This window comes from Anoxybacillus dikiliensis (assembly GCF_050613275.1).
GTDB lineage: Bacteria > Bacillota > Bacilli > Bacillales > Anoxybacillaceae > Anoxybacillus.
The window spans coordinates 889787-912277 of the sequence record NZ_CP187112.1; the positions used below are offsets into that span (position 1 = coordinate 889787).

The 22491-nt window shown below is 44.8% G+C and carries 24 protein-coding genes and 1 pseudogene; 18 read left to right on the top strand and 7 right to left on the bottom strand.

What is annotated here, in order from left to right; all coding sequences use genetic code 11:
- The first annotated feature begins 4 nt into the window (after positions 1–4).
- The gene (lpdA, locus tag ACPF7I_RS04755) at positions 5–1417 is read left to right on the top strand and encodes a dihydrolipoyl dehydrogenase (RefSeq protein WP_430744489.1); all 1413 of its coding nucleotides are present in this window, start codon (positions 5–7) and stop codon (positions 1415–1417) included.
- Between the two features lie 83 nt (positions 1418–1500).
- On the top strand, positions 1501–1737 hold the full coding sequence (locus ACPF7I_RS04760) for a hypothetical protein (protein WP_430744488.1): 237 nt from the start codon (positions 1501–1503) through the stop codon (positions 1735–1737).
- On the opposite strand, the gene ACPF7I_RS04765 is transcribed toward ACPF7I_RS04760, so the two are convergent.
- The gene (locus tag ACPF7I_RS04765; RefSeq protein WP_430744486.1) at positions 1725–2105 is read right to left on the bottom strand and encodes a DUF1885 family protein; all 381 of its coding nucleotides are present in this window, start codon (positions 2103–2105) and stop codon (positions 1725–1727) included. The two genes, ACPF7I_RS04760 and ACPF7I_RS04765, sit on opposite strands and share 13 nt — an antisense overlap.
- A 126-nt stretch (positions 2106–2231) precedes the next feature.
- Here ACPF7I_RS04765 and ACPF7I_RS04770 point away from each other — a divergent pair, with 126 nt between their 5' ends.
- Both ACPF7I_RS04770 and ACPF7I_RS04775 read left to right on the top strand, forming a co-directional pair.
- Positions 2232–2531 (top strand): DUF3055 domain-containing protein, encoded by a 300-nt coding sequence (locus tag ACPF7I_RS04770; protein ID WP_003395200.1) that lies wholly within the window; start codon positions 2232–2234, stop codon positions 2529–2531.
- A gap of 131 nt (positions 2532–2662) precedes the next feature.
- Positions 2663–2776, top strand: coding sequence for a GapA-binding peptide SR1P (locus ACPF7I_RS04775; RefSeq protein WP_019417972.1), 114 nt, complete (start codon positions 2663–2665; stop codon positions 2774–2776).
- Positions 2777–2898: 122 nt separating this feature from the next.
- Here ACPF7I_RS04775 and ACPF7I_RS04780 read toward each other — a convergent pair whose 3' ends face one another.
- A complete protein-coding gene (locus ACPF7I_RS04780; RefSeq protein WP_430744484.1) occupies positions 2899–4365 on the bottom strand; it encodes an aminotransferase class I/II-fold pyridoxal phosphate-dependent enzyme in 1467 nt (488 codons plus the stop codon).
- 186 nt (positions 4366–4551) lie between these two features.
- Between ACPF7I_RS04780 and ACPF7I_RS04785 the strand changes: the two genes are divergently transcribed.
- The 4 genes from ACPF7I_RS04785 to ACPF7I_RS04800 all read left to right on the top strand — a co-directional run bounded on the left by ACPF7I_RS04785 (position 4552) and on the right by ACPF7I_RS04800 (position 6917).
- Positions 4552–5511, top strand: coding sequence for an NAD(P)H-dependent flavin oxidoreductase (locus ACPF7I_RS04785; RefSeq protein WP_430744483.1), 960 nt, complete (start codon positions 4552–4554; stop codon positions 5509–5511).
- 30 nt (positions 5512–5541) lie between these two features.
- Positions 5542–5811, top strand: a complete 270-nt coding sequence (locus tag ACPF7I_RS04790) for a UPF0223 family protein (protein WP_430744481.1) — start codon at positions 5542–5544, stop codon at positions 5809–5811.
- An 84-nt stretch (positions 5812–5895) separates the two neighbouring features.
- The gene (locus ACPF7I_RS04795; protein WP_042533759.1) at positions 5896–6084 is read left to right on the top strand and encodes a hypothetical protein; all 189 of its coding nucleotides are present in this window, start codon (positions 5896–5898) and stop codon (positions 6082–6084) included.
- Between the two features lie 50 nt (positions 6085–6134).
- Complete coding sequence (locus tag ACPF7I_RS04800) at positions 6135–6917, top strand: inositol monophosphatase family protein (RefSeq protein ID WP_430744479.1); 783 nt, start codon at positions 6135–6137, stop codon at positions 6915–6917.
- On the opposite strand, the gene ACPF7I_RS04805 is transcribed toward ACPF7I_RS04800, so the two are convergent.
- Positions 6918–7100: a DUF5325 family protein gene (locus ACPF7I_RS04805; RefSeq protein WP_430744477.1), complete on the bottom strand. Its 183-nt coding sequence runs from the start codon at positions 7098–7100 to the stop codon at positions 6918–6920.
- A gap of 101 nt (positions 7101–7201) precedes the next feature.
- Between ACPF7I_RS04805 and typA the strand changes: the two genes are divergently transcribed.
- From typA to ACPF7I_RS04820, 3 genes are read left to right on the top strand one after another with little or no spacing between them, the layout of a single operon-like run.
- Positions 7202–9046, top strand: a complete 1845-nt coding sequence (gene typA, locus ACPF7I_RS04810; RefSeq protein ID WP_430744475.1) for a translational GTPase TypA — start codon at positions 7202–7204, stop codon at positions 9044–9046.
- A gap of 11 nt (positions 9047–9057) precedes the next feature.
- Positions 9058–9363 (top strand): YlaH-like family protein, encoded by a 306-nt coding sequence (locus tag ACPF7I_RS04815; RefSeq protein ID WP_430744474.1) that lies wholly within the window; start codon positions 9058–9060, stop codon positions 9361–9363.
- Entirely contained in the window at positions 9360–9641 is a 282-nt protein-coding gene (locus ACPF7I_RS04820) for a hypothetical protein (RefSeq protein WP_430744472.1), read from the top strand. Before ACPF7I_RS04815 ends, ACPF7I_RS04820 begins: the two co-directional genes overlap by 4 nt.
- 162 nt (positions 9642–9803) lie before the next feature.
- Here the strand turns inward: ACPF7I_RS04820 and ACPF7I_RS04825 are convergent, their stop codons facing one another.
- Positions 9804–10004, bottom strand: a complete 201-nt coding sequence (locus tag ACPF7I_RS04825; RefSeq protein WP_430744471.1) for a YlaI family protein — start codon at positions 10002–10004, stop codon at positions 9804–9806.
- Between the two features lie 93 nt (positions 10005–10097).
- Here ACPF7I_RS04825 and ACPF7I_RS04830 point away from each other — a divergent pair, with 93 nt between their 5' ends.
- Positions 10098–10553 (top strand): pyridoxamine 5'-phosphate oxidase family protein, encoded by a 456-nt coding sequence (locus tag ACPF7I_RS04830; RefSeq protein ID WP_430744470.1) that lies wholly within the window; start codon positions 10098–10100, stop codon positions 10551–10553.
- Positions 10554–10572: 19 nt separating this feature from the next.
- Here the strand turns inward: ACPF7I_RS04830 and ACPF7I_RS04835 are convergent, their stop codons facing one another.
- Positions 10573–11157, bottom strand: a complete 585-nt coding sequence (locus ACPF7I_RS04835) for a YhcN/YlaJ family sporulation lipoprotein (protein ID WP_430744468.1) — start codon at positions 11155–11157, stop codon at positions 10573–10575.
- 109 nt (positions 11158–11266) lie between these two features.
- Here ACPF7I_RS04835 and ACPF7I_RS04840 point away from each other — a divergent pair, with 109 nt between their 5' ends.
- Positions 11267–12598 carry a PhoH family protein gene (locus tag ACPF7I_RS04840; protein WP_430744467.1) on the top strand — a complete coding sequence of 444 codons (1332 nt, stop codon included), beginning with the start codon at positions 11267–11269 and terminating at the stop codon, positions 12596–12598.
- A gap of 24 nt (positions 12599–12622) precedes the next feature.
- Here the strand turns inward: ACPF7I_RS04840 and ACPF7I_RS04845 are convergent, their stop codons facing one another.
- Entirely contained in the window at positions 12623–13117 is a 495-nt protein-coding gene (locus ACPF7I_RS04845) for a peptidyl-prolyl cis-trans isomerase (protein ID WP_430744465.1), read from the bottom strand.
- A 152-nt stretch (positions 13118–13269) separates the two neighbouring features.
- Between ACPF7I_RS04845 and ACPF7I_RS04850 the strand changes: the two genes are divergently transcribed.
- The 4 genes from ACPF7I_RS04850 to ltrA all read left to right on the top strand — a co-directional run bounded on the left by ACPF7I_RS04850 (position 13270) and on the right by ltrA (position 20169).
- Positions 13270–13560 (top strand): YlaN family protein, encoded by a 291-nt coding sequence (locus ACPF7I_RS04850; RefSeq protein ID WP_003395168.1) that lies wholly within the window; start codon positions 13270–13272, stop codon positions 13558–13560.
- Positions 13561–13633: 73 nt separating this feature from the next.
- Complete coding sequence (locus ACPF7I_RS04855) at positions 13634–14830, top strand: FtsW/RodA/SpoVE family cell cycle protein (RefSeq protein ID WP_430744463.1); 1197 nt, start codon at positions 13634–13636, stop codon at positions 14828–14830.
- Between the two features lie 64 nt (positions 14831–14894).
- A complete protein-coding gene (pyc, locus tag ACPF7I_RS04860; RefSeq protein WP_430744461.1) occupies positions 14895–18335 on the top strand; it encodes a pyruvate carboxylase in 3441 nt (1146 codons plus the stop codon).
- A gap of 577 nt (positions 18336–18912) precedes the next feature.
- The gene (gene ltrA / locus ACPF7I_RS04865; RefSeq protein ID WP_064221401.1) at positions 18913–20169 is read left to right on the top strand and encodes a group II intron reverse transcriptase/maturase; all 1257 of its coding nucleotides are present in this window, start codon (positions 18913–18915) and stop codon (positions 20167–20169) included.
- A gap of 71 nt (positions 20170–20240) precedes the next feature.
- Here the strand turns inward: ltrA and ACPF7I_RS04870 are convergent, their stop codons facing one another.
- Positions 20241–21188 (bottom strand): COX15/CtaA family protein, encoded by a 948-nt coding sequence (locus ACPF7I_RS04870; protein WP_430744460.1) that lies wholly within the window; start codon positions 21186–21188, stop codon positions 20241–20243.
- A 433-nt stretch (positions 21189–21621) separates the two neighbouring features.
- Between ACPF7I_RS04870 and cyoE the strand changes: the two are divergent.
- A pseudogene (gene cyoE / locus ACPF7I_RS04875) lies at positions 21622–22473 on the top strand (heme o synthase); the annotation flags it as partial.
- Between the last annotated feature and the right edge of the window lie 18 nt (positions 22474–22491).

Genomic DNA, 22491 nt, shown 5'->3' on the forward strand with positions numbered 1-22491 from the left:
TGCGATGGTAGTAGGCGATTTCGCAATTGAAACAGAAACTCTCGTCGTCGGTGCAGGCCCTGGCGGTTACGTCGCAGCGATTCGTGCGGCGCAGCTCGGCCAAAAAGTAACGATCGTTGAAAAAGGAAACCTCGGCGGTGTGTGCTTAAACGTCGGATGTATTCCGTCAAAAGCGCTCATCTCTGCCGGACACCGTTATGAAATTGCGACACATTCACAAGATATGGGTATTTTTGCGGAAAACGTAAAAGTCGACTTTGCGAAAGTGCAAGAGTGGAAAGCCGGTGTCGTGAAAAAATTAACAGGCGGTGTCGAAGGATTATTAAAAGGAAATAAAGTTGAAATCGTGCGCGGCGAAGCGTATTTCGTTGACGAAAATACCGTTCGCGTCATGACAGAAAATAGCGCGCAAACGTACAAATTTAAAAACGCGATTATCGCAACAGGTTCTCGCCCAATCGAGCTGCCAACATTTAAATTTTCAAAGCGCGTGCTTGACTCGACAGGCGCATTGAACTTGTCTGACATTCCAAAATCGATGGTCGTCATCGGCGGCGGTTACATTGGTACAGAATTAGGAACAGCATACGCAAACTTCGGAACGAAAATTACGATTTTAGAAGGGGCAGACGAAATTTTATCTGGCTTTGAAAAACAAATGAGCGCAGTCGTTCGTCGCCGCTTGAAGAAAAAAGGAGTAGACGTCTTCACAAACGCCCTTGCGAAAGGTGTTGAAGAGCGTGAAGATGGCGTCACAGTGACGTTTGAAGTAAACGGCGAAACGAAAACGATCGATGCAGAATACGTGCTTGTCACAGTCGGTCGCCGTCCGAACACAGAAGAAATGGGACTTGAACAAATCGGCGTGAAAATGACGGAGCGCGGCTTAATTGAAATCGACAAACAATGCCGCACAAGCGTACCAAACATTTATGCGATCGGTGACGTCGTTGCAGGTCCACCGCTTGCGCATAAAGCATCATACGAAGGAAAAATTGCGGCAGAAGCGATCGCAGGCCATCCGTCTGAAATTGATTATTTAGCGATTCCAGCTGTCGTCTTCTCCGATCCTGAATGTGCTTCTGTCGGTTATTTTGAAAAACAAGCGATTGAAGAAGGCATTGATATTATTACAGCGAAATTCCCGTTTGGCGCAAACGGTCGTGCTCTTGCGTTAAACGAAACAGACGGCTTCTTAAAACTCGTTTTAACGAAAGACGATGGCGTCATTATCGGTGCACAAATCGTCGGACCGAATGCATCAGATATGATCGCAGAGCTCGGTTTAGCAATTGAAGCAGGCATGACAGCGGAAGATATTGCGATGACAATTCATGCGCATCCAACGCTTGGCGAAATTACGATGGAAGCAGCGGAAGTAGCGCTCGGCAGTCCAATTCATATTATCAATAAATAAGAAAAAAGAGGATGGCTTCGCCGTCCTCTTTTTTCATGTTTTTTTCCTTGCGATCATATGATAGTTGTAAGGGGTGTATGAACATGTATATCGTTTTTTTACTTCAACTCGTCATTTGGAGCTTATTTTCACTCGTTGAATGGAGATCGGCTCACGATCATTTGATTTTTAAGGCGCTATTGTTTGTCATATTTATGTATGTAGCCTTTTTGCTTGCGCTTCGGTTGCATTTAACGAAAAAGCGCGCATGTTGGACAACCTTATTGACGATTGCCGTCTATTTCGTTTGCCGCAAGCTTTTTTGGTCTTATCTTTTATAATAATACATGATGCGCCCGTTAAATAAATGAAGCTTTCCCGCCATTTGTTTGGCGAAAAATTTGCATAGTTCGTTCGCTTTCCCTTTATCGCCGTGCGTCGCTTGTTTTGGCAAGACAAACTGCACAGCACGGTCGTGCACGCGGCATTCAATCATATGATAGCGATCATCTTTTCCGACTAACAAAATGCGGTCTTCGTTTATGACGATATCGTATGGAAAAGCGGACTGTTCGTAGTCCCAGCCGAGCTGTTCGCCTGTTTTGCGGGCGATATCACGAAATTGTTCAAGCAATTGCTTACATTGTTCTAACGTCACCGTCTCCCATGTTGATGCAGGGACAAGTTCAATGGTAGCTGTATAAGCCATTTTGTTCACCTCGATACGTTGAAATCACTTTCATTGTATCACGTACATATGTAAAAAAACAAATAATTGCGAAAATATAAATGATGCGGTATAATGAATGTTAACCTATTAGAAGGAGGGAATGATATGCACGTATTTGAAAAATTGTATGATGAGCATGAAAAAGTAAAAGTGAGGTTCGTCGGTTTTACGACAAAAGACGTTCGCTACGATTTTGGCATCGTTTATACGAACATGTTTTTTGGCAAGCCGCTCGTCATCTGTATGCAAACAGGCCGCTCAGCTCTCCTCGACCCGAAAGACATCGAAGACCACGACTACTTACAACGAATATTTCGCATCGACACGAAAGAACAAGCTGAAGATTTAGCTGAATTTTTCTCAGACATTTTACCAACGACACCTTATGCTGAACAATATGAGTAAGAGGCGTGAAATACGTCTCTTTTTTTGTTTAAATATGTCATACTAATTCCTATTGACAAAATAAATGTGACATATTATTATGAAATCAGTAAAACGTTTTCAACATTCCAAAGGAAAAGGGGTTATCGGGGATGGGTACAATTGTATGCCAAACATGCAATGCGACGATTGATCATTTTGAGGACGAAAAAGTGACGGTATTGTACGGTCAATGTAGCGGTTGCGATTGTGAAGACGAGGAATAAAACATAGATCGGAACGAGCTTTGGGGGATGAGGAGACAATATAGATGGGGGAAGGGATCGGCATAGCCGGTCTCTTTTCGTTGATGAAAAAAAGCGGAACTCGATGCGAGCTCCGCTTTTTTTCATTTCTGATGTTCTTTAATGACGCGCAACATTTGCAACGTGTCGTCTTCCGGACCTTGAACAGGCAAGCCGACTTCTATATTTTTGCGAATGTAGTTTAAATTTTCCTCCGTAATAATTTCACCCGGAATGAAAATCGGAATGCCAGGTGGATATACCATGACAAACTCAGCGATAATGCGCCCTGCCGATTCGTCAAACGGCACGACTTCTGTTTCAGAATAAAACGCATCGCGCGGGGTAAGCGCAAGGACAGGAATGTCTGGTAAAAGCACTTTCGGTTTCTTTCCGACTTCGGCTTGATGGCGAAATTCGTTTGACAAACGACGAAGCGCTTCGACTAATACGCTCGTCTCCCGTTCTGTATCGCCCGGTGTAATAATACATAAAATGTTATACAAATCGGACAACTCGACTTCAATGTTGTAATGTTCACGAAGCCATTTTTCGACTTCATAGCCTGTTAGTCCAAGCTCTTTCACCGAAATAATAAGCTTCGTTGGGTCGTAGTCAAACGTCGCTTTTGTGCCGATAATTTCTTTTCCGACGCAATATAAATAGTCGATGTCGTTAATTTGCTTGCGCGTTTCATTCGCGAGGCGAATTGCTCGTTCCGCCAGCTCATGTCCTTCCGTCGCAAGCCGTTTGCGCGCCACATCAAGCGAAGCGAGCAACAAGTAAGACGTTGATGTCGTCGTTAACATGCTTAAAATCGCTTGCACCCGTTTTGGCGACACAAGCCCTTCTTTTACGTTTAAAATCGAACTTTGCGTCATCGAACCGCCAAGCTTATGCACGCTCGTCGCCGACATATCTGCTCCTGCTTGCATCGCTGAAAGCGGCAAATCTTCATGGAAATGAATGTGTACGCCATGCGCCTCATCGACAAGGACAGGGACATGATAGCGATGCGCAATGTCAACGATGCGTTTTAAATCGCCTGCAATGCCGAAATACGTCGGGTTAATGACGAGCACCCCTTTGGCGTCTGGATGTTGTTTTAATGCCGCCTCTACTGCCTCCGGTGTAATGCCGTGTGAAATACCAAGCTCTTTATCAATTTCAGGATGAACGAAAATCGGTGTCGCTCCTGAGAACACGATCGCTGCCATGACCGATTTATGCACGTTTCGTGGAACGATAATTTTATCGCCAGGGCCTGCGACAGACATAACCATCGTCATAATCGCTCCGCTCGTTCCTTGCACGGAAAAAAATGTATAGTCCGCTCCAAACGCTTCCGCTGCTAACTGTTGGGCGCGCTTAATCATTCCTTTTGGCTGATGTAAATCATCAAGCGGACCGATATTAATTAAATCCATCGCTAACGCATTCTCTCCAATAAAGGAGCGAAACTGCTCGTCCATTCCTGCTCCTTTTTTATGGCCAGGAATATGAAATTGAATCGGATTTTTCTTTATATGCTCTAACAGTCCGGTAAATAACGGTGTTTCATACTGTGACAATTTCGCTGTACACCTCTTTAACTTGGATTTACATAAAACAAAGTGAATTATAGCACTTCTTTATACGTTTGCAAAGATGATTTTTTTGTTTAAAAATGAAAGATGGTGTATGTTTCTTCATTTATTGTTTGTGAAGGACTTTTCTTTATGTGTGAAGAATGATAAAAAGTAAAGGGGGAATGGGCTGTGAACTGGAACACGAGAGTAACGGAGTTGTTAGGCATTCGTTATCCGATCATTCAAGGAGGTTTGGCGTATTTAGCGTATGCCGATTTAGCGGCGGCGGTATCGAATGCGGGGGGGCTAGGTCAAATTACGGCCATGTCGCTTGCGACGCCTGATGAATTGCGCGAAGAAATTAAAAAAGTGCGCGAAAAAACAGATAAACCGTTTGGTGTCAATTTTGCGATCGGACAACATGGACGCCCGTTTGCGCACATGCTCGATGTGGCAATTGAAGAAAACGTGCCGGTCATTTCGATGACAGGTGGAAACCCTGCTCCGATTTTTGAGCGGCTGCAAGGCGTGCCGGTGAAAAAACTTGTGCTCGTGGCGGCGGTACGTCAAGCGGTGAAAGCGGAACAATTAGGCGCAGATGCGGTTATGGTCGTCGGACAAGAAGGTGGCGGACATCTCGGCAAACATGATATCGGCACATTTGTATTAGTGCCGCGCGTCGTCGATTCCGTATCGATTCCTGTCATCGCTTCAGGAGGGATCGGAGATGGGCGCGGCTTGATGGCTGCCTTGGCGCTTGGGGCAGAAGGCATTGAAATGGGCACGCGCTTTATTGCAACGAAAGAATGCATTCATGCCCATCCGGTGTATAAACAAATGCTTGTGGAACGCACAGAAAGCGATACCGTCGTCATTAAACGTACGCTTGGTGCGCCTGCCCGCGCCTTGTTAAACGAATGGACGGAAAAAATTTTACAGTTTGAACAAGAAGGGAAAGGATACGAACAGTTAAAAGAGTACATTAGCGGACAAGCGAATAAGCGGTTTATTTACGACGGCAATACAGAAGAAGGATTTGCATGGGCGGGACAAGTGATTGGGCTTATTCGCGATGTACCGAGCGTGGACGAACTTTTTGCCCGCATGATTCAAGAAGCGGAACAAATTCGCGCACGTTGGGCAAACTAAAACAGACAGCGAAAAAGAAAGGTGAACATCATGAAATATGCATACCCGATTGATTACAGTTGGTCAACAGAAGAAATCATTGACGTTATTAAATTTTACGAAGGCGTTGAACAAGCGTACGAACAAGGCATTGAACGGGAACAGCTGATGAACTTATATCGTCGCTTTAAAGAAATTGTCCCAAGCAAAGCGGAAGAACGAAAACTGTGCGATGAATTTGAGAAAGTAAGCGGCTATTCGCCGTATAAAACGATGAAAAAAGGAAAAGAGTTGTCCAATGGAGATATTGTGAACATGTAAAGTTGCATATCCCCTTTCCGTTACATAGTATGTAAAAAAGAACATATTCAGAAAAGAGACTTCAAAACGGAAGGGGTGCACAATATGAAAAAAACAGCTGATGCATTTAAGAAAATGGACGGAGAACGACGAATAAAAGTATTAAAGCTCGAAGTAGACTACGAATTAGCCACCCTTTATGAAGCCATGCTAGAAAATAACGAAGCGAAAAAAAACGAATGCAAACGAAAATTAGAAAGACTACGCCAAGAACTCATTCGTCTGTCGAACTGAAAGGCGGCCAGCGCCGCCTTTTCTACATAAGTATATGCAGGAGGTTTTATATGTGGAACGAAATTGATCAACATATGCAGCATTGGATTCGCGAAGCAGGGGAGCGCATTCGTGATGCGTTTCAAACGAAACTAAACATTGAAACGAAATCAAGTCCGTCTGACTTAGTGACAAACGTCGATCGGGAAATTGAACAATTTTTTATTGAGCGCATTCGCCGAACGTATCCGACGCATCGCGTTTTAGGGGAAGAAGGATTTGGCGATACGCTTGAAGCGCTAGACGGCATCGTTTGGATTATCGATCCGATTGACGGGACGATGAATTTCGTTCATCAGCAGCGCCATTTTGCGATTTCTGTCGGGGTGTTTCACGATGGGGTCGGCATGCTCGGCTACATTTACGATGTCGCGTTTGACGAACTGTACTATGCCCAAAAAGGAAAAGGGGCGTTTGTAAACGGCACGCCGCTTCCTCCGCTTGAAAAAACGACGCTTGACCGCTCCGTTATTTCATTAAATGCAACATGGGTGACGGAAAACCACCGCATCGACCCGAATGTGCTTGCCCCGCTTGTGAAAAAAGCGCGCGGCACTCGTTCATACGGTTCCGCTGCGCTCGAGATGGCGTATATTGCCGCTGGGAAACTCGATGCGTACATTACGCTTCGTTTATCCCCTTGGGATATTGCAGGTGGCATGGTGATCGTTCAAGAAGTCGGCGGTGTCGTGACGAACTTGTACGGTGAACCGCTCAATATGATCGAAAAAAGTTCCGTATTCGTTTCTAAACCGGGATTGCATGAAGAAGTACTTTCAATGATTAAGCGCTAACTATTGCTCGTTAGCGCTTTTTCTTTTTTTTAATGAAAAGCCAAGCCCCATGACTCCAAAGAGAGCGATCGTCGCCGCAATGATCGCCGGCACATGTCGGTAAGCGATTGCAATGCCGATGCTAATCATCGCCGTTGTGGCAAGTAGTGCAATCATAAAAAAAAGCGGTTGAAATTTGTTCATTTTCTTCCTCCTCATTCTCTTTCCTTTTAGGTTACAACAAAACATTCCGCTTTTCTACTATGTTTATGCTATAATAGACGCGCAATGTTGAAAAATAGGAGTTGACAAAAGTGAGAAACGATATTCGCAACATCGCGATTATTGCGCACGTTGACCATGGAAAAACGACGTTAGTCGACCAATTGCTTCGCCAATCTGGGACGTTTCGGGCGAACGAACAAGTGGAAGAACGGGCGCTTGATCGCAACGATTTAGAACGTGAACGAGGCATTACCATTTTAGCAAAAAATACAGCGATTCAATACAAAGGGACGCGCATTAACATTTTAGATACGCCGGGACATGCCGACTTTGGCGGCGAAGTCGAGCGCATTATGCGCCTTGTCGATGGGGTGCTTCTCGTCGTTGATGCGTATGAAGGATGCATGCCGCAAACGCGATTCGTATTAAAAAAGGCGCTCGAACAAAACTTAACACCGATTGTCGTCGTCAATAAAATTGACCGCGAATTCGCCCGCCCGCACGAAGTTGTCGACGAAGTGATCGATTTATTTATTGAGCTTGGTGCAACGGAAGAACAGCTTGAGTTTCCGGTCGTGTACGCTTCAGCGATTAACGGGACAGCGAGTTTACATGCCGACAAACAAGACGCCGATATGACCGCGCTGTTTGAAACGATTGTCGAACATATTCCTGCACCTATGGACAATAGCGATGAGCCGCTTCAATTTCAAGTGGCGCTTCTTGACTATAACGATTACGTCGGCCGAATTGGCATCGGACGCATTTTCCGTGGGCGCATGCAAGTCGGGCAGCAAGTGGCGCTTATGAAACTTGACGGATCGGTAAAAACGTTTCGCGTGACAAAGCTGTTTGGCTTTCTTGGCTTAAAGCGCATCGAAATTGAAGAAGCGAAAGCAGGCGATTTAGTTGCCGTTTCCGGCATGGAAGATATCAACGTAGGCGAGACGGTATGTCCGCTTGATGCGCAAGAAGCATTGCCTCCGCTTCGTATTGACGAGCCGACGTTGCAAATGACGTTTCTTGTCAATAATAGTCCATTTGCCGGACGTGAAGGGAAACATGTCACAGCGAGAAAAATTGAAGAGCGCCTTCGTCTCCAGTTAGAAACGGACGTATCGCTTCGCGTCGAACCGACCGATTCGCCGGATGCGTGGATCGTGTCAGGACGCGGAGAGTTACATTTATCTATTTTAATTGAAAATATGCGCCGCGAAGGGTTTGAACTGCAAGTATCAAAACCGGAAGTCATTATGAAAGAAATTGACGGCGTCATGTGCGAACCTGTGGAGCGCGTGCAAATTGATATTCCTGAAGAGTATACCGGGGCGATTATGGAGTCGCTTGGGGCGCGCAAAGGGGAAATGGTCGATATGATCAACAATGGAAACGGGCAAGTGCGCCTCATTTTCCTCGTTCCTGCGCGCGGATTAATCGGGTATCGCACAGAATTTATGTCGCTCACGCGCGGATACGGCATTTTAAACCATTCATTTGATAGCTACCAGCCGGTCATTGCAGGTCAAATTGGCGGCAGACATCAAGGGGTGCTCATTTCGATGGAAACAGGAAAAGCGACCGCTTACGGCATTATGCAAGTGGAAGACCGCGGCGTCATTTTCATCGAGCCGGGAACGGAAGTATATGAAGGGATGATCGTTGGCGAACATAGCCGCGACAACGATTTAGTCGTAAACGTATGCAAAACGAAACACGTGACAAACGTCCGCTCGTCAACGAAAGAACAGACGGTGACGATGAAAAAACCGCGCCTTATGACGTTAGAAGAAGCGCTCGAATATTTAAACGACGACGAATATTGCGAAGTAACGCCACAATCGATTCGCTTGCGAAAAAAAATATTAGATAAAAACGAACGGGAAAAAATCGCGAAAAAGAAAAAACTCGCCGAGCAAAAGAAGTAGGAGGGGTCGTCATGGATGTGATCGGTCGCCTGTCGTTTTTCGCTTCGCTATACAATGTGCATGAACAGCCAACGAAAGGGATGTGGCTGTTGTATGCGACGATTGTTGTTTTATCGATCATTGTGTATCGTCTTGGCTTTGCGCGTGAATTACCGCTATTAAAAAACGTTATTATTTACTCGTTGCTTGTAATCGGTTGTACGATTTTAACGTTTTTCGCCGTCTTTTTGCCTGTCGCAGAAGGATTGCTTGTTGCGGCGGTCGTATTAATCATTTATAAATGGCGATTGCGTCAAGAAAGGAAGGAGAGCGCATGAAACTACAAGATGCGGTGTACAACTGGTTAACGATTACGGTGGTCGCTCATGCTCGTCCAGACGATACGGCAGCACAAGAAACGGAACGATTTTTTGCCGACTTGTTGCGCGAAGATCATGCGGTTGAGCAAATCGCATATACAAAAGAAGACGACGTCTATACAGTTGTATTTACCGTAAACAACGAATCGCGCACGTTTCGCTTTCCAGCCGAGCTCGTCGAAACGATGCTCGATCAAATGAATCGCGAACCTGAAAAATATATCAATTATGAATAAGCGCCTATGCTTCGTGCATGGTGCTTTTTCTTATTTGAACTGTATAACATATGGAGAACATGATACATCTGACAGGAAAAGAAGTATTTGGTTGCTCATCATACATAGCTGTCGTCGCCCACCGATGTTGCAAAAGTTTTTGGGGGGACGACAGCGTTTTACTTACCATTCTGTTTCATGTTTGCTCGTGCGGAAAAAGCGAAATTTGCCGGTCGCTAGCCGCTCTTTCGTTTTTTGCGCAATGCGCTCATGGCACGTTTCGCACATATATGTATGAATCGGCCGGTTGCGCAAACGTTTCGCAAGCAGCGATTCATCGTTTAACGTATCTATTTTTTCACAAAGAATGCATCGTACTCTCATCGTCTAACCTCGCATGTTTTTTTAAAAATTAGTATATCATATTGTTTGAAACTGTGTGAAAAAAAGGTATGATAAAAACAAGGAGGGATACATATGCCAAATGCGGTAGAACCGACATTAATTGAACCGTTATTCCAATCGCTACAAAAAGAACGATTTGTCATCGTGTGCACGATCGATCATGAAACAGGTGCACCAAATACAAGTGCGATTTCATGGGTGTACGCTCCGACGCCTGACCGATTGTATTTTGCGGTTGACCAACGTTCGCGCATCGTTGCAAACGTGCAGGCTAATCCAGCGATATCGATCGTGTTGATCGCCAACGAATCGACGTATTCCATTAGCGGAAAAGCGCATGTGAAAGTAGAAAAGTTAGAAAACGTTCCGCTAAAGCTCGCCGCTATTCAAGTTGACATTGAAGAAGTGCGCGATGTCATGTTTTACGGCGCAAAAATTTCAGTCGAACCGAAATATGAAAAAACGTACGATGCACAAGCCGCTGCCAAGCTCGATCAACAAGTAATGAGCGCATTAAAACAAGCATAAGCCGAGCGACACGCTCGGCTTATTTCATATGGTCGTTTGACTGTTTTTGTTGTTCGTTTTCTAACTGCTGCTGTTCTCCTTCATTTAGCTGTTTATCGTTTTGTCTTGTTGAGCGCGGATTTGTCGTTTGTAAAAAGTCGCTCGGAATTTCAGGCATGACGCGACCGACGATGGCGGCGAGTTCATCCATAAATCCTTGAATCGGCTTTCCGTTTTCCACTTGCTTTTGAATCGCTTTCAGCCGTGCATTTAAATCTGCATCGGCAATGACGATTGCGTTCGCTCCGTACGGATCTTTTTGCAAGCTTTCGACGACGGAATATTTTACCGTCCCGACGCGCGATGGGTCAAGCTTAGCGTTCACATCAATACCTACTAACGCATATTTCCCAACAACTAATACGGTCGCATCGTTGACATTTGGCACGCTGCTAGCAAGATTTGCAAGATGGCGCGCAATTTGTTGGCCGGATTTGTTCACGATTCGCTCATTTGTCGTGTTTTTCACATGAACGAGCGATTGGCGGTCGTTTGGCTGCGCTTGCTGTCCGCAGGCGCTCGCAACAAGCAAAATAAAAACAATTATATATTTCAATCGTTCCACCCCTTTTCGTCTTTAACTTTATTTTGCAAAACTTCTTCTATCTTTATGCGTCCGTTCATATATATAAACAACAATCCCGTCCAACGACGGTCGTCAAGGGGGAAAAAGCGTGGGCAAAAAAATATACGTATTAGATACAAACGTGCTTTTACAAGATCCGTATTCTATTTTTTCCTTTCAAGATAACGAAGTCGTCATTCCGGCTGTCGTATTAGAAGAAGTCGACTCAAAAAAACGGTATATGGACGAAGTAGGCAGAAATGCGCGCCAAGTATCTAAAATTATCGATAACTTAAGACAAAGCGGAAAACTGCATGAAAAAATTCCGCTCGAAAATGGCGGCGTGCTGCGCATTGAATTAAACCATCGCTCGTTTCAGCAACTGCAAGAAATTTTCATTGAAAAAACGAATGACAACCGCATTTTAGCTGTGGCGAAAAATTTATTGCTTGAAGAACAAACGAAAGAAGACGGTCGCCCGGTTATTTTAGTTAGCAAAGATGCGCTCGTGCGCGTCAAAGCAGATGCGATTGGGCTAGAAGCGGAAGATTTTTTAAGCGATCGCGTCGTTGAAATTGATCATATTTATACTGGCTTTTTAGATTTGTACATAAGTCCGGAGCATTTAGGTCGCTTTTATGAAAGAGGTGAACTTGTGCTTGCCGAAATTACGAACCATCCGTTTTATCCGAACCAATTTATCGTCATGAAAGATGCGCTTGGCGGCTCTTCATCGGCGCTTGGCATCGTCGATCATACAGGAAAAAAAGTGCGAAAACTTGTGTTTCATTACGATCATATTTGGGGCATTCGTCCGCGCAACGTTCAGCAAACAATGGCGTTTGAATTGTTGTTGCGCACAGATATTCCACTTGTTACGCTCATCGGGAAAGCAGGGACAGGAAAGACGTTGCTTGCGTTAGCGGCAGGATTGATGCAGACGGAAGATTTACGGCTATATAAAAAATTGCTTGTCGCTCGTCCGATTGTGCCTGTCGGAAAAGATATCGGCTATTTGCCGGGCGAGAAGCAAGAAAAGTTGCGCCCGTGGATGCAGCCGATTTTTGATAACTTACACTTTTTATTCGACACGAAAAAGCCGGGCGAACTCGATGCCATTTTATCAGGGATGGGCTCGATTGAAGTGGAGGCGCTCACGTATATACGCGGCCGAAGCATTCCGGAGCAGTTCATTATTATTGATGAGGCGCAAAATTTAACGAAACATGAAGTGAAGACGATTTTAACGCGCGTCGGGGAACGAAGCAAAATTGTATTAATGGGTGACCCTGCCCAAATCGACCATCCATATTTAGACGAATACAATAACGGGCTCACATACGTCGTTGAGAAGTTTAAAGAACAAAAAGTCGCGGGGCACGTGCGGTTAATTAAAGGAGAGCGTTCGTCGCTTGCACAGCTTGCCGCGGACCTTTTATAAAGAAAAGAGGCGAAGCGCCTCTTTTCACTCGACGATAAACGCCCGCACGTGCGTGATCGGATTGTCGCGATTTGAGCCGTCCCCGAAATAAATATGGACAGGCCCATCTTCTTTTAGCGGTTTGCCATCTTTTGCAAAACATAATAACAGCTCATAAGCTTCGGCAAGGGAAATGGTCGTATTGCCGTTTTCTGTGACGATGGTGAAACGCTTGGCATCGTCGTTCGGTTCCGCGTTGCGTAAAAACGGGGCAAACGGCATGCCGAACGTACCCGATAATATTTTTTCTTTTTCAAACTGTTTTTCTGTTTGCAATGTCGGTGGAGACACCGCTCCTTCTTGAATTTCACGATCCCAATACGCTGAAATTTTTTGAATATCGTCCGTTTCTTTCTGTTGTGTCACTTCATCATTGTTTGTAAAATAAGTATGTACATCTACTTTTCGATCATCGAAAATCCATACGCTCGGATCGAGCGTAATTGTAAATTTCACGTTCCCTTTGATGACGATGACCATATTTATTCCCCCTATCTACCTTTCATTATATGATGTCATTATATGATGAAAGCGCTTGTTTGTAAAATTGTACAGCAAGACGTCATGCTTGCATTTTTCTCGCATTCACGATAAGATGAAGGAACAGGAACGTACGGAACGGAGGGGTCAGCGTGACGCCTGAAGTGGCGATAAACTTTCGGGAAAGAGCCTATTCGCTATTGCAAGCGGATGCGGAAAAAATCGTTAAGCTCATTCAAGTACAAATGGATCATTTAACGATGCCGCAATGTCCGCTATACGAAGAAGTGTTAGATACGCAAATGTTCGGTTTATCCCGTGAAATCGATTTTGCGATTCGGTTAGGTCTTGTCGATGAAAAAGACGGGAAGGCGATTTTAGACCGGCTTGAGCGCGAGCTTTCGGCATTGCATGAAGCGTGCACGAAAAAGAAGAAAAAATGACAAAAACTCAAACGAATTTCGTTTGGGTTTTTTCTATTTTGTAGTACAATGAGAGCAAAGAAGAAAAGGGAAGATGGAGCATATGCGTTTGAAAACGTTCGTCAAATACCATGATTATCCGCTCATCCTCGCGGTATGTTTATTATCGTTGTTCGGGCTTGTGATGGTATATAGCGCAAGCATGATTACAGCGGTCGTCCGCTTTCATACTCCAAGCGATTATTTTTTTCAAAAGCAAAAATGGGCATGGATGATCGGGGCGTGCATGTTTGTGCTCACGGCCTTCGTTCCGTACAAACATTATGCGCGCAAAAAGTTTTTGCAATTTATTTTTTTTGCGATGCCGTTACCGCTCCTTTACGTCCTTTTATTTGGACATACAGCAAACAACGCGACGAGCTGGATTAAAATCGGTCTCATTCGCATTCAGCCAGCTGAATTTGCGAAAATCGGTTTAATTATTTACTTAAGCGGCGTCTTAGCTAACAAGCAAAAAAAAATGCTTACATCGCCACAAGAAGCGCTCTTTCCCATTTATTATATGCTGTTTATTTGCTTGCTTATTTTTCTTCAGCCAGACGCTGGAACAATGCTCATTATCGTTGCGATTTGTTTAACAATTATTCTTTCGTCAGCAACAAGCAAATGGCTATTAATTAAACAAGGCGTATTATTCGGAATTGTTTTTCTCTTATCCCTTCCGTTCATATATGATAAAGTTTTTACTGAGGTGCGCAAGGCGCGGCTGTACAGCTTTTTAGATCCGTTTGCATACGCACAAAAAGAAGGATATCAACTCATTAACTCATATTTTGCAATCGCAAACGGGGGACTAAAAGGTCTCGGTCTTGGACAAGGCATTCAAAAATACGGCTATTTGCCAGAAGCGCATACCGACTTTATTATGGCAGTCATCGCAGAGGAGCTTGGTTTATTCGGCGTTTCATTCGTCTTTATTTTACTGTCGTTTATCGTATTGCGTGGCTTTGTCATTGCAAGGAGATGTCCAGATGCGTTCGGCAGTTTATTAGCTATCGGTATTTCCGCAATGATCGGCATTCAATCGTTCATCAATCTCGGTGGGGTGACAGGTATTATCCCGCTTACAGGGGTGACGCTTCCGTTTGTCAGCTACGGCGGATCGTCGCTCGTTTTACTTATGATGTGTGCGGGAGTGCTGGCGAACATCGCGGCGGTAACAAATTACGAACGGAAACATAAAACAGAAAAACAAAGTAATATTCAAAAAAATGATATTTCTTTTTCGTAATCCTATTTACAAATACAGAAAATTCGTTATAGTTTTTATATGAACAATAGGGGGAGGATGCATAATGAGGCGTATTCAAAAAGTACTTGTTGCAAACCGTGGGGAAATTGCGATTCGCGTGTTTCGCGCGTGCAATGAGCTCGGCATTCGCACCGTTGCGATTTACTCGCGTGAAGATGCCGGATCGTATCATCGCTACAAAGCGGATGAAGCGTATTTAGTTGGAGAAGGAAAAAAGCCGATTGAAGCTTATTTAGACATCGAAGGCATTATCGAAATCGCGAAAATGCATGATGTCGATGCGATTCATCCGGGCTACGGCTTTTTATCGGAAAACATCGAATTTGCGAGACGATGTGAAGAGGAAGGTATCATTTTTATCGGACCGCGCCAACAACATTTAGATATGTTCGGCGATAAAGTGAAAGCGCGCCACCAAGCGAAACAAGCGGGCATTCCGGTTATTCCGGGAAGCGATGGCCCTGTGCAAAGCTTGGAGGACGTGTTGCGCTTTGGTGAGACATACGGTTATCCGATGATCATTAAAGCTGCGTTAGGCGGCGGTGGTCGTGGGATGCGCATCGTTCGTTCGCAAGCGGAAGTGAAAGAAGCGTACGAGCGCGCCAAATCAGAGGCGAAAGCGGCATTTGGTAGCGATGAAGTATATGTCGAAAAATTAATCGAACGTCCAAAACATATTGAAGTACAAATTTTAGGTGATGCATACGGCAATATCGTTCACTTATACGACCGAGATTGCTCGGTGCAGCGCCGCCATCAAAAAGTCGTTGAAGTAGCGCCAAGCGTGTCGCTTTCGAAAGCGCTCCGCGAAAACATTTGCGAAGCGGCAGTAAAATTGATGAAAAACGTACAATACGTGAACGCGGGAACGGTTGAGTTTCTCGTTTCTGGCGATGAATTTTACTTTATTGAAGTCAATCCGCGCATTCAAGTCGAACATACGATTACGGAAATGATTACTGGCATTGATATTGTGCAATCGCAAATTTTAATTGCGGAAGGACATGCGCTACATAGCGAAAAAGTAGGTATTCCAAAGCAAGAACAAATTTTTGTTCACGGCTATGCGATTCAATCGCGCGTGACAACGGAAGATCCGTTAAACAACTTTATGCCGGATACTGGGAAAATTATGGCATATCGTTCCGGCGGCGGCTTCGGCGTCCGTTTAGATGCTGGAAATAGCTTTCAAGGGGCGGTCATTACCCCATATTACGATTCGCTGTTAGTCAAAGTGACGACGTGGGCGCTCACGTTTGAACAAGCGGCGGCAAAAATGTTGCGCAACTTGCGCGAGTTTCGTATTCGCGGCATTAAGACGAACATTCCGTTTTTAGAAAACGTCGTTCAACATCCGAAGTTTTTAAAAGGCGAATACGATACGTCATTTATTGATACGACGCCTGAGCTATTTATTTTCCCGAAGCGTAAAGACCGCGGAACGAAAATGTTGTCGTATATCGGAACAGTGACAGTCAACGGCTTTCCGGGCATCGGGAAAAAGAAAAAACCGGTGTTTGACCCTCCGCGCATCCCGAAAGTGAACTATATCGAACCGATGCCAAAAGGGACGAAACACATATTAGATGAACATGGCGCGGACGGGCTTGTGCGATGGATTAAAGAGCAAAACCGTGTATTGCTTACGGATACGACGTTTCGTGATGCTCATCAATCGCTGTTAGCGACGCGCGTGCGCACAAACGATTTGTTGCGTATCGCGGAGCCGACTGCGCGTTTATGGCCGCAACTCTTTTCGATGGAAATGTGGGGTGGGGCGACGTTCGATGTCGCGTATCGCTTCTTAAAAGAAGACCCGTGGGAGCGGCTTATTCAATTGCGTGAAAAAATTCCAAACGTCTTGTTCCAAATGTTGCTTCGTGCATCGAATGCGGTCGGATATAAAAACTATCCAGACAACGTCATTCGCGAGTTTGTGAAAAAGTCAGCCGAAGCGGGCATTGACGTATTCCGCATTTTCGATAGCTTAAACTGGGTAAAAGGAATGACAGTTGCCATTGATGCGGTACGTCAAACAGGAAAAGTTGCTGAAGCAGCTATTTGCTATACAGGTGATATTTTTGACCCAGCCCGTACAAAATACAACCTCGATTACTATAAAAACTTAGCGAAAGAACTTGAGCAAGCGGGCGCCCATATTTTAGCCATTAAAGATATGGCGGGACTATTAAAGCCGCAAGCGGCCTATACGTTTATTTCCGCCTTAAAAGAAGTCGTCGACATTCCGATTCATTTGCATACGCACGATACGAGTGGAAACGGCATTTACACGTACGCAAAAGCGATTGAGGCAGGAGTCGATATTGTTGACGTAGCGGTAAGTGCGATGGCCGGTTTAACGTCACAGCCGAGCGCCAATACGCTTTATTATGCGCTTGAAGGGACAGAACGCGCACCGGAAGTCGATATCGCATCGCTTGAAAAGTTGTCGCGCTATTGGGAAGATGTGCGGAAATATTACGTCGATTTTGAGAGCGGCATGAACGCGCCGCATACGGAAGTGTATATGCACGAAATGCCGGGCGGACAATATAGCAACCTACAACAACAAGCGAAAGCGGTCGGTTTAGGTGACCGTTGGGACGAAGTAAAAGAAATGTATCGTCGCGTGAACGACATGTTTGGCGACATCGTGAAAGTGACGCCATCGTCGAAAGTCGTTGGCGATATGGCGTTATATATGGTTCAAAACAATTTAACCGAACAAGACATTTACGAGCGCGGGGAAACGCTTGATTTTCCTGATTCCGTCGTTGAACTGTTCGAAGGCTATCTCGGTCAGCCGCACGGCGGATTTCCAGAAACGTTGCAGCGCATCATTTTAAAAGGACGCGAACCGATTACCGTTCGTCCTGGGGAGCTGTTAGAGCCTGTCGATTTTGAAAAGTTGCGCGAAGAGTTATATCATATCGTCCAGCGTGAAGTGACTGACTATGATGTGTTAGCTTATGCGCTATATCCGAAAGTGTTTGTGGAATATGCGCGCACCGTTGAGCAGTTTGGGGACGTATCTGTTTTGGATACGCCGACGTTTTTATACGGCATGCGTCTCGGTGAAGAAATTGAAATTGAAATCGAAAAAGGAAAAACGTTAATCGTCAAGCTCGTCTCAATCGGCCAGCCACAAGCGGACGGAACAAGAGTCGTGTACTTTGAGTTAAACGGTCAACCGCGCGAAATCGTCGTGAAAGACGAAAGCATTAAAACAACGGTCGTTGCGCGCGTGAAAGCGGATCGCAACAATCCGAACCATATTGCTGCGACGATGCCGGGGACAGTCGTGAAAGTGCTCGTTGAAAAAGGGGAAAAAGTGAAAAAAGGTGACCATTTAATGATTACGGAAGCGATGAAAATGGAAACGACCGTGCAAGCACCGTTTTCTGGTATTGTGAAAGATATTTACGTCAAAGGTGGCGACGCCATCCAAACAGGCGATTTGTTAATTGAATTAGCGGAAAAATAAAAGAACGAGGGAATCCCTCGTTCTTTTAGTGTGCTCGGCATGGGTGCAATCTCTAGGGTGAAAGTCCCGAACTGCGAAGGCAGAAGTAGCAGTTAGCTTAACGCAAGGGTGTCCGTGGCGACACGGAATCTGAAGGAAGCGAGCGGCAAACTTCCGGTCTGAGGAACACGAACTTCATATAAGGCTAGGTATCATTGGATGAGTTTGCTAAACAAAACAAAGTCCTTTCTGCCGAAGGTGATACAGAGTAAATGAAGCAGATAGATGGAAGGAAAGATTGCACTCTTACCCGAGGAGGTCTGATGGATACGTGAAGTACCCTTCACAACCTACTTAGCGATAAGTAGCTGAATCATCAGAAGTCAGCAGAGGTCATAGTACGAATCGGTCTAGAACGATTCGGAAGGACTGAACAATCAAGAGAAAATAGCCCTTGGCATTCAGTCCGTCACGATGAACACAGAAAACATAGGACCTCCCAAGAGAAAGGAAACGGTGAATCCCGTGGGGGATCTTTTGGAGGGTGGAGTGACGACTGGCATAAGAAGAACAGCTATTTACGGAAGGAAGAATAACGATGGTTTTGAATCAAATCCTGTCACGAGAGAACATGCTTCTCGCATTGAAACGAGTAGAACAAAATAAGGGCAGCCATGGAGTAGATATGATGCCCGTACAAAACCTGCGAACGCACATCGTCGAAAACTGGCAGTCCATCAAAGAAGCGATTCTCAAAGGTACCTATGAACCGATGCCTGTCCGAAGAGTCGAAATCCCGAAGCCTGATGGCGGTGTTCGGTTACTAGGTATCCCAACCGTGACAGACCGTTTGATTCAACAGGCGATTGCCCAAGTATTGTCGAAGATATATGACCCGATGTTTTCCGAACATAGCTATGGCTTTCGCCCAAATCGAAGTGCCCATGATGCAGTGAGGAAAGCACAAGGATATATCAAAGAAGGATACCGATGGGTTGTAGACATCGATTTGGAAAAGTTCTTTGATCAGGTCAACCACGACAGACTTATGAGCACATTGGCGAAAAGAATCCACGATAAACCGTTATTAAAATTAATCCGCAAGTACTTGCAGTCGGGTGTCATGATTCATGGAGTGGTTTCAAGTACAGAGAAAGGAACGCCACAAGGTGGTCCATTAAGTCCGCTCCTTTCCAACATCGTCCTTGATGAGCTGGATAAAGAATTAGAGAAAAGAGGACATCAATTCGTTCGTTACGCAGACGACTGTAACATTTACGTAAAATCAAAAAGGGCAGGAGAACGAACAATGGCAAGCGTTCAACGATTCATCGAACGTAAACTTCGCCTAAAAGTGAATGAGAAAAAGTCGGCAGTAGACCGTCCTTGGAAACGAAAGTTTCTTGGATTCAGTTTTATCGATGCCGAAGAGCCCAAGATTCGAGTGGCAGAAGAAAGTCTCAAACGAATGAAGAAGAAAGTACGAGAAATCACCTCGAGAAAGATGCCATATTCCATGGAATACCGAATTCAGAAACTGAATCAGTATTTATTCGGATGGTGTGGGTACTTTGCGCTGGCGGATACGAAATCAATCTTTCGGAAAATGGACGGGTGGATTCGTCGAAGACTTCGTATGTGCTTATGGAAAAGTTGGAAAACACCAAAAACGAGGATACGAAACTTGATCAAATTGGGAGTTCCTTCGTGGAAAGCGTATGAATGGGGAAATAGTCGGAAAGGATATTGGCGTATTTCAAATAGCCCCATCTTACACAGAACCCTTGGAAACTCCTACTGGAATGACCAAGGGCTCAAAAGTCTACAAGAACGTTATGAATTCTTGCGTCATTGATCTTGATTGAACCGCCGTATACGGAACCGTACGTACGGTGGTGTGAGAGGACGGAGGTTAATCACCTCCTCCTACTCGATTTTTAATACGGCAGATGGAACGGCTTGATGCCCGACCTCTTTTTCTTTTTTGCTACGTGTCGCCAGTAGTACGAAGTAGCTTAATACACCAAATAAACATGAAATGAAAAACGCGTGAGCTAAGGCGACGTATAAGTTTAATCCCGTAAAGACGACAAGCGCCCCTGTTGCGACCTGACAGCTGACGAGAATGAGTGCGATAAGCCAGCCCCAGTACATAATTGGCTGATGTTTATATCGTTTGATCGCATATATCGTTGCCCATAAAATCCAAAGAAACAATAATCCCGCTGCAAAGCGGTGTCCCATTTGCACCCATTCATGTAGTTGCGTCGGGAATAGGCGCGTTTGTGCGCAAAACGGCCAACTTGGGCACGCTAAACTCGCTTGTTTATGGCGAACGAGCGCCCCGGTATAGACGACGATATAGCAATACGCAATAATGCCATAAATATGAAATGTCATCGTGCGATCGAGCACAACGGATGCGGCGTCAAATTTTTTATCTACTTCAAAAATAAACAACGTTAACAAAAAGACAGCCGCAAACGAAATTAACGAAATGCCGAAATGAAGCGCAAGCACGACGTCCGATTGTCCCCACACGACCGCCGCCGCTCCAATAAGCCCTTGCAAAACGAGAAACACGAACGAAACGACGGCCAAAAATTTTGTTTCACGAATATGACCGATCGCTTTCCATGCCCAAACAGATAAAATAAGCACCATCAGCCCGACGACGCCTGAAACGACGCGATGGCTTAATTCAATCAGAAGTTCAGCCGTAATGTTCGATGGGATGAGCTGCCCGTGACAAAGCGGCCACGAACGACCGCACCCCATGCCTGAGCCTGTTTTTGTCACAAGCGCCCCACCGATTAAAACGAAAAGCATGCCGATTGTTGTCGCTACCGCAAACCATTTTAAAAGCCGTTGCAATGTATCCACTTCCTTAACGAGAAATTTTATCTAGCAAATACCTAGTAAAAACTGTATAATAAATGTGAAATGAGTGTGAAGAAATTCTATCCTCATATTAGCGGAAAATGTCGAAAAGCGCAAAGTTTTATTATTTTACAATATAACAAACGTGACAAATGTAGTTGAATATTTGGACGGAGTTTGCTAGAAATATAAATGCGGCTGTTTTTCAACGTTTTCATTGTAACAATATCATTTTGACACAAATTCGACACAATTAAGACAAAAAAAGTTCACAATTTGACGGAGAAATGTGCTTTAATATACAGAGACGACATATCGTTATCGTGTATAGAATGGAAACGCCTTCAAAGGCATGAGAGAGGAGTGGCGGCAGATGGCGGATGTAGTCGAGGATGTAAAAACGACGAAAATCCAATCAGGTGTACTAAAAGATATATTGGCTGTCGTAAAAATTGGCATTGTCAATTCCAATTTAATTACGACGTTTACGGGACTTTGGCTAGCCCTTCATTTTACTGGGAAAGGTTTTTTAAGCAACTTGCATACGGTGTTTTTTGCGCTCATTGGATCTGCGCTCGTCATTGCAGGTTCATGTGCGTTAAATAATTTCATTGATCGCGATATTGATCATTTGATGGAGCGGACAAAAGGTCGCCCGACGGTAAGCGGAAGCGTAGAGCCGAAGCGCGTACTCTGGTTTGGCATTCTTCTCGTCGCGGTCGGTACGATCAGTTTGCTTATGACGACTGTCACCGCCGCCATCATTGGATTAGTTGGCGTCGTGACGTACGTCTTTTTATATACGATGTGGTCGAAAAGAAGCAATACGTTCAATACGGTCATCGGAAGCGTCTCTGGCGCAGTTCCGCCCGTCATTGGCTGGACAGCGGTCGATGACGGATTTCATATCGTTCCAGTCATTTTGTTTTTGCTTATGTTTTTATGGCAACCGCCACACTTTTTAGCGCTGGCGATGAAGCGATGTGAGGAGTATCGTGCAGCAGGCATTCCGATGCTTCCTGTCGTTCACGGATTTGCGATGACAAAACGGCAAATTGTCATTTGGATTGTGGCGCTTTTACCGCTTCCGTTTTACTTATTTTCACTGGGCGTTCCGTTTATGGTCATCGCCACGCTATTAAATGTCGGTTGGCTAGCTCTTGGATTAGCAGGTTTTAAGATGAAAGACGATATGAAATGGGCGAAATGGATGTTCATTTATTCATTGAATTATTTAACGATTTTATTTGTGACGATGGTCATTGTCACCATTGATTAAAAAGTTTACAATTCTTTC

What these genes read in the sequence shown, in the direction of transcription:
- lpdA (WP_430744489.1), top strand. Translation starts at nt 5, where the DNA reads ATGGTAGTAGGCGATTTCGCAATTGAAACAGAAACTCTCGTCGTCGGT.
- ACPF7I_RS04760 (WP_430744488.1), top strand. Translation starts at nt 1,501, where the DNA reads ATGTATATCGTTTTTTTACTTCAACTCGTCATTTGGAGCTTATTTTCA.
- ACPF7I_RS04765 (WP_430744486.1), bottom strand. Translation starts at nt 2,105, where the DNA reads ATGGCTTATACAGCTACCATTGAACTTGTCCCTGCATCAACATGGGAG.
- ACPF7I_RS04770 (WP_003395200.1), top strand. Translation starts at nt 2,232, where the DNA reads ATGCACGTATTTGAAAAATTGTATGATGAGCATGAAAAAGTAAAAGTG.
- ACPF7I_RS04775 (WP_019417972.1), top strand. Translation starts at nt 2,663, where the DNA reads ATGGGTACAATTGTATGCCAAACATGCAATGCGACGATTGATCATTTT.
- ACPF7I_RS04790 (WP_430744481.1), top strand. Translation starts at nt 5,542, where the DNA reads ATGAAATATGCATACCCGATTGATTACAGTTGGTCAACAGAAGAAATC.
- ACPF7I_RS04795 (WP_042533759.1), top strand. Translation starts at nt 5,896, where the DNA reads ATGAAAAAAACAGCTGATGCATTTAAGAAAATGGACGGAGAACGACGA.
- ACPF7I_RS04800 (WP_430744479.1), top strand. Translation starts at nt 6,135, where the DNA reads ATGTGGAACGAAATTGATCAACATATGCAGCATTGGATTCGCGAAGCA.
- ACPF7I_RS04805 (WP_430744477.1), bottom strand. Translation starts at nt 7,100, where the DNA reads ATGAACAAATTTCAACCGCTTTTTTTTATGATTGCACTACTTGCCACA.
- ACPF7I_RS04815 (WP_430744474.1), top strand. Translation starts at nt 9,058, where the DNA reads ATGGATGTGATCGGTCGCCTGTCGTTTTTCGCTTCGCTATACAATGTG.
- ACPF7I_RS04820 (WP_430744472.1), top strand. Translation starts at nt 9,360, where the DNA reads ATGAAACTACAAGATGCGGTGTACAACTGGTTAACGATTACGGTGGTC.
- ACPF7I_RS04825 (WP_430744471.1), bottom strand. Translation starts at nt 10,004, where the DNA reads ATGAGAGTACGATGCATTCTTTGTGAAAAAATAGATACGTTAAACGAT.
- ACPF7I_RS04830 (WP_430744470.1), top strand. Translation starts at nt 10,098, where the DNA reads ATGCCAAATGCGGTAGAACCGACATTAATTGAACCGTTATTCCAATCG.
- ACPF7I_RS04845 (WP_430744465.1), bottom strand. Translation starts at nt 13,117, where the DNA reads ATGGTCATCGTCATCAAAGGGAACGTGAAATTTACAATTACGCTCGAT.
- ACPF7I_RS04855 (WP_430744463.1), top strand. Translation starts at nt 13,634, where the DNA reads ATGGAGCATATGCGTTTGAAAACGTTCGTCAAATACCATGATTATCCG.
- pyc (WP_430744461.1), top strand. Translation starts at nt 14,895, where the DNA reads ATGAGGCGTATTCAAAAAGTACTTGTTGCAAACCGTGGGGAAATTGCG.
- ltrA (WP_064221401.1), top strand. Translation starts at nt 18,913, where the DNA reads ATGGTTTTGAATCAAATCCTGTCACGAGAGAACATGCTTCTCGCATTG.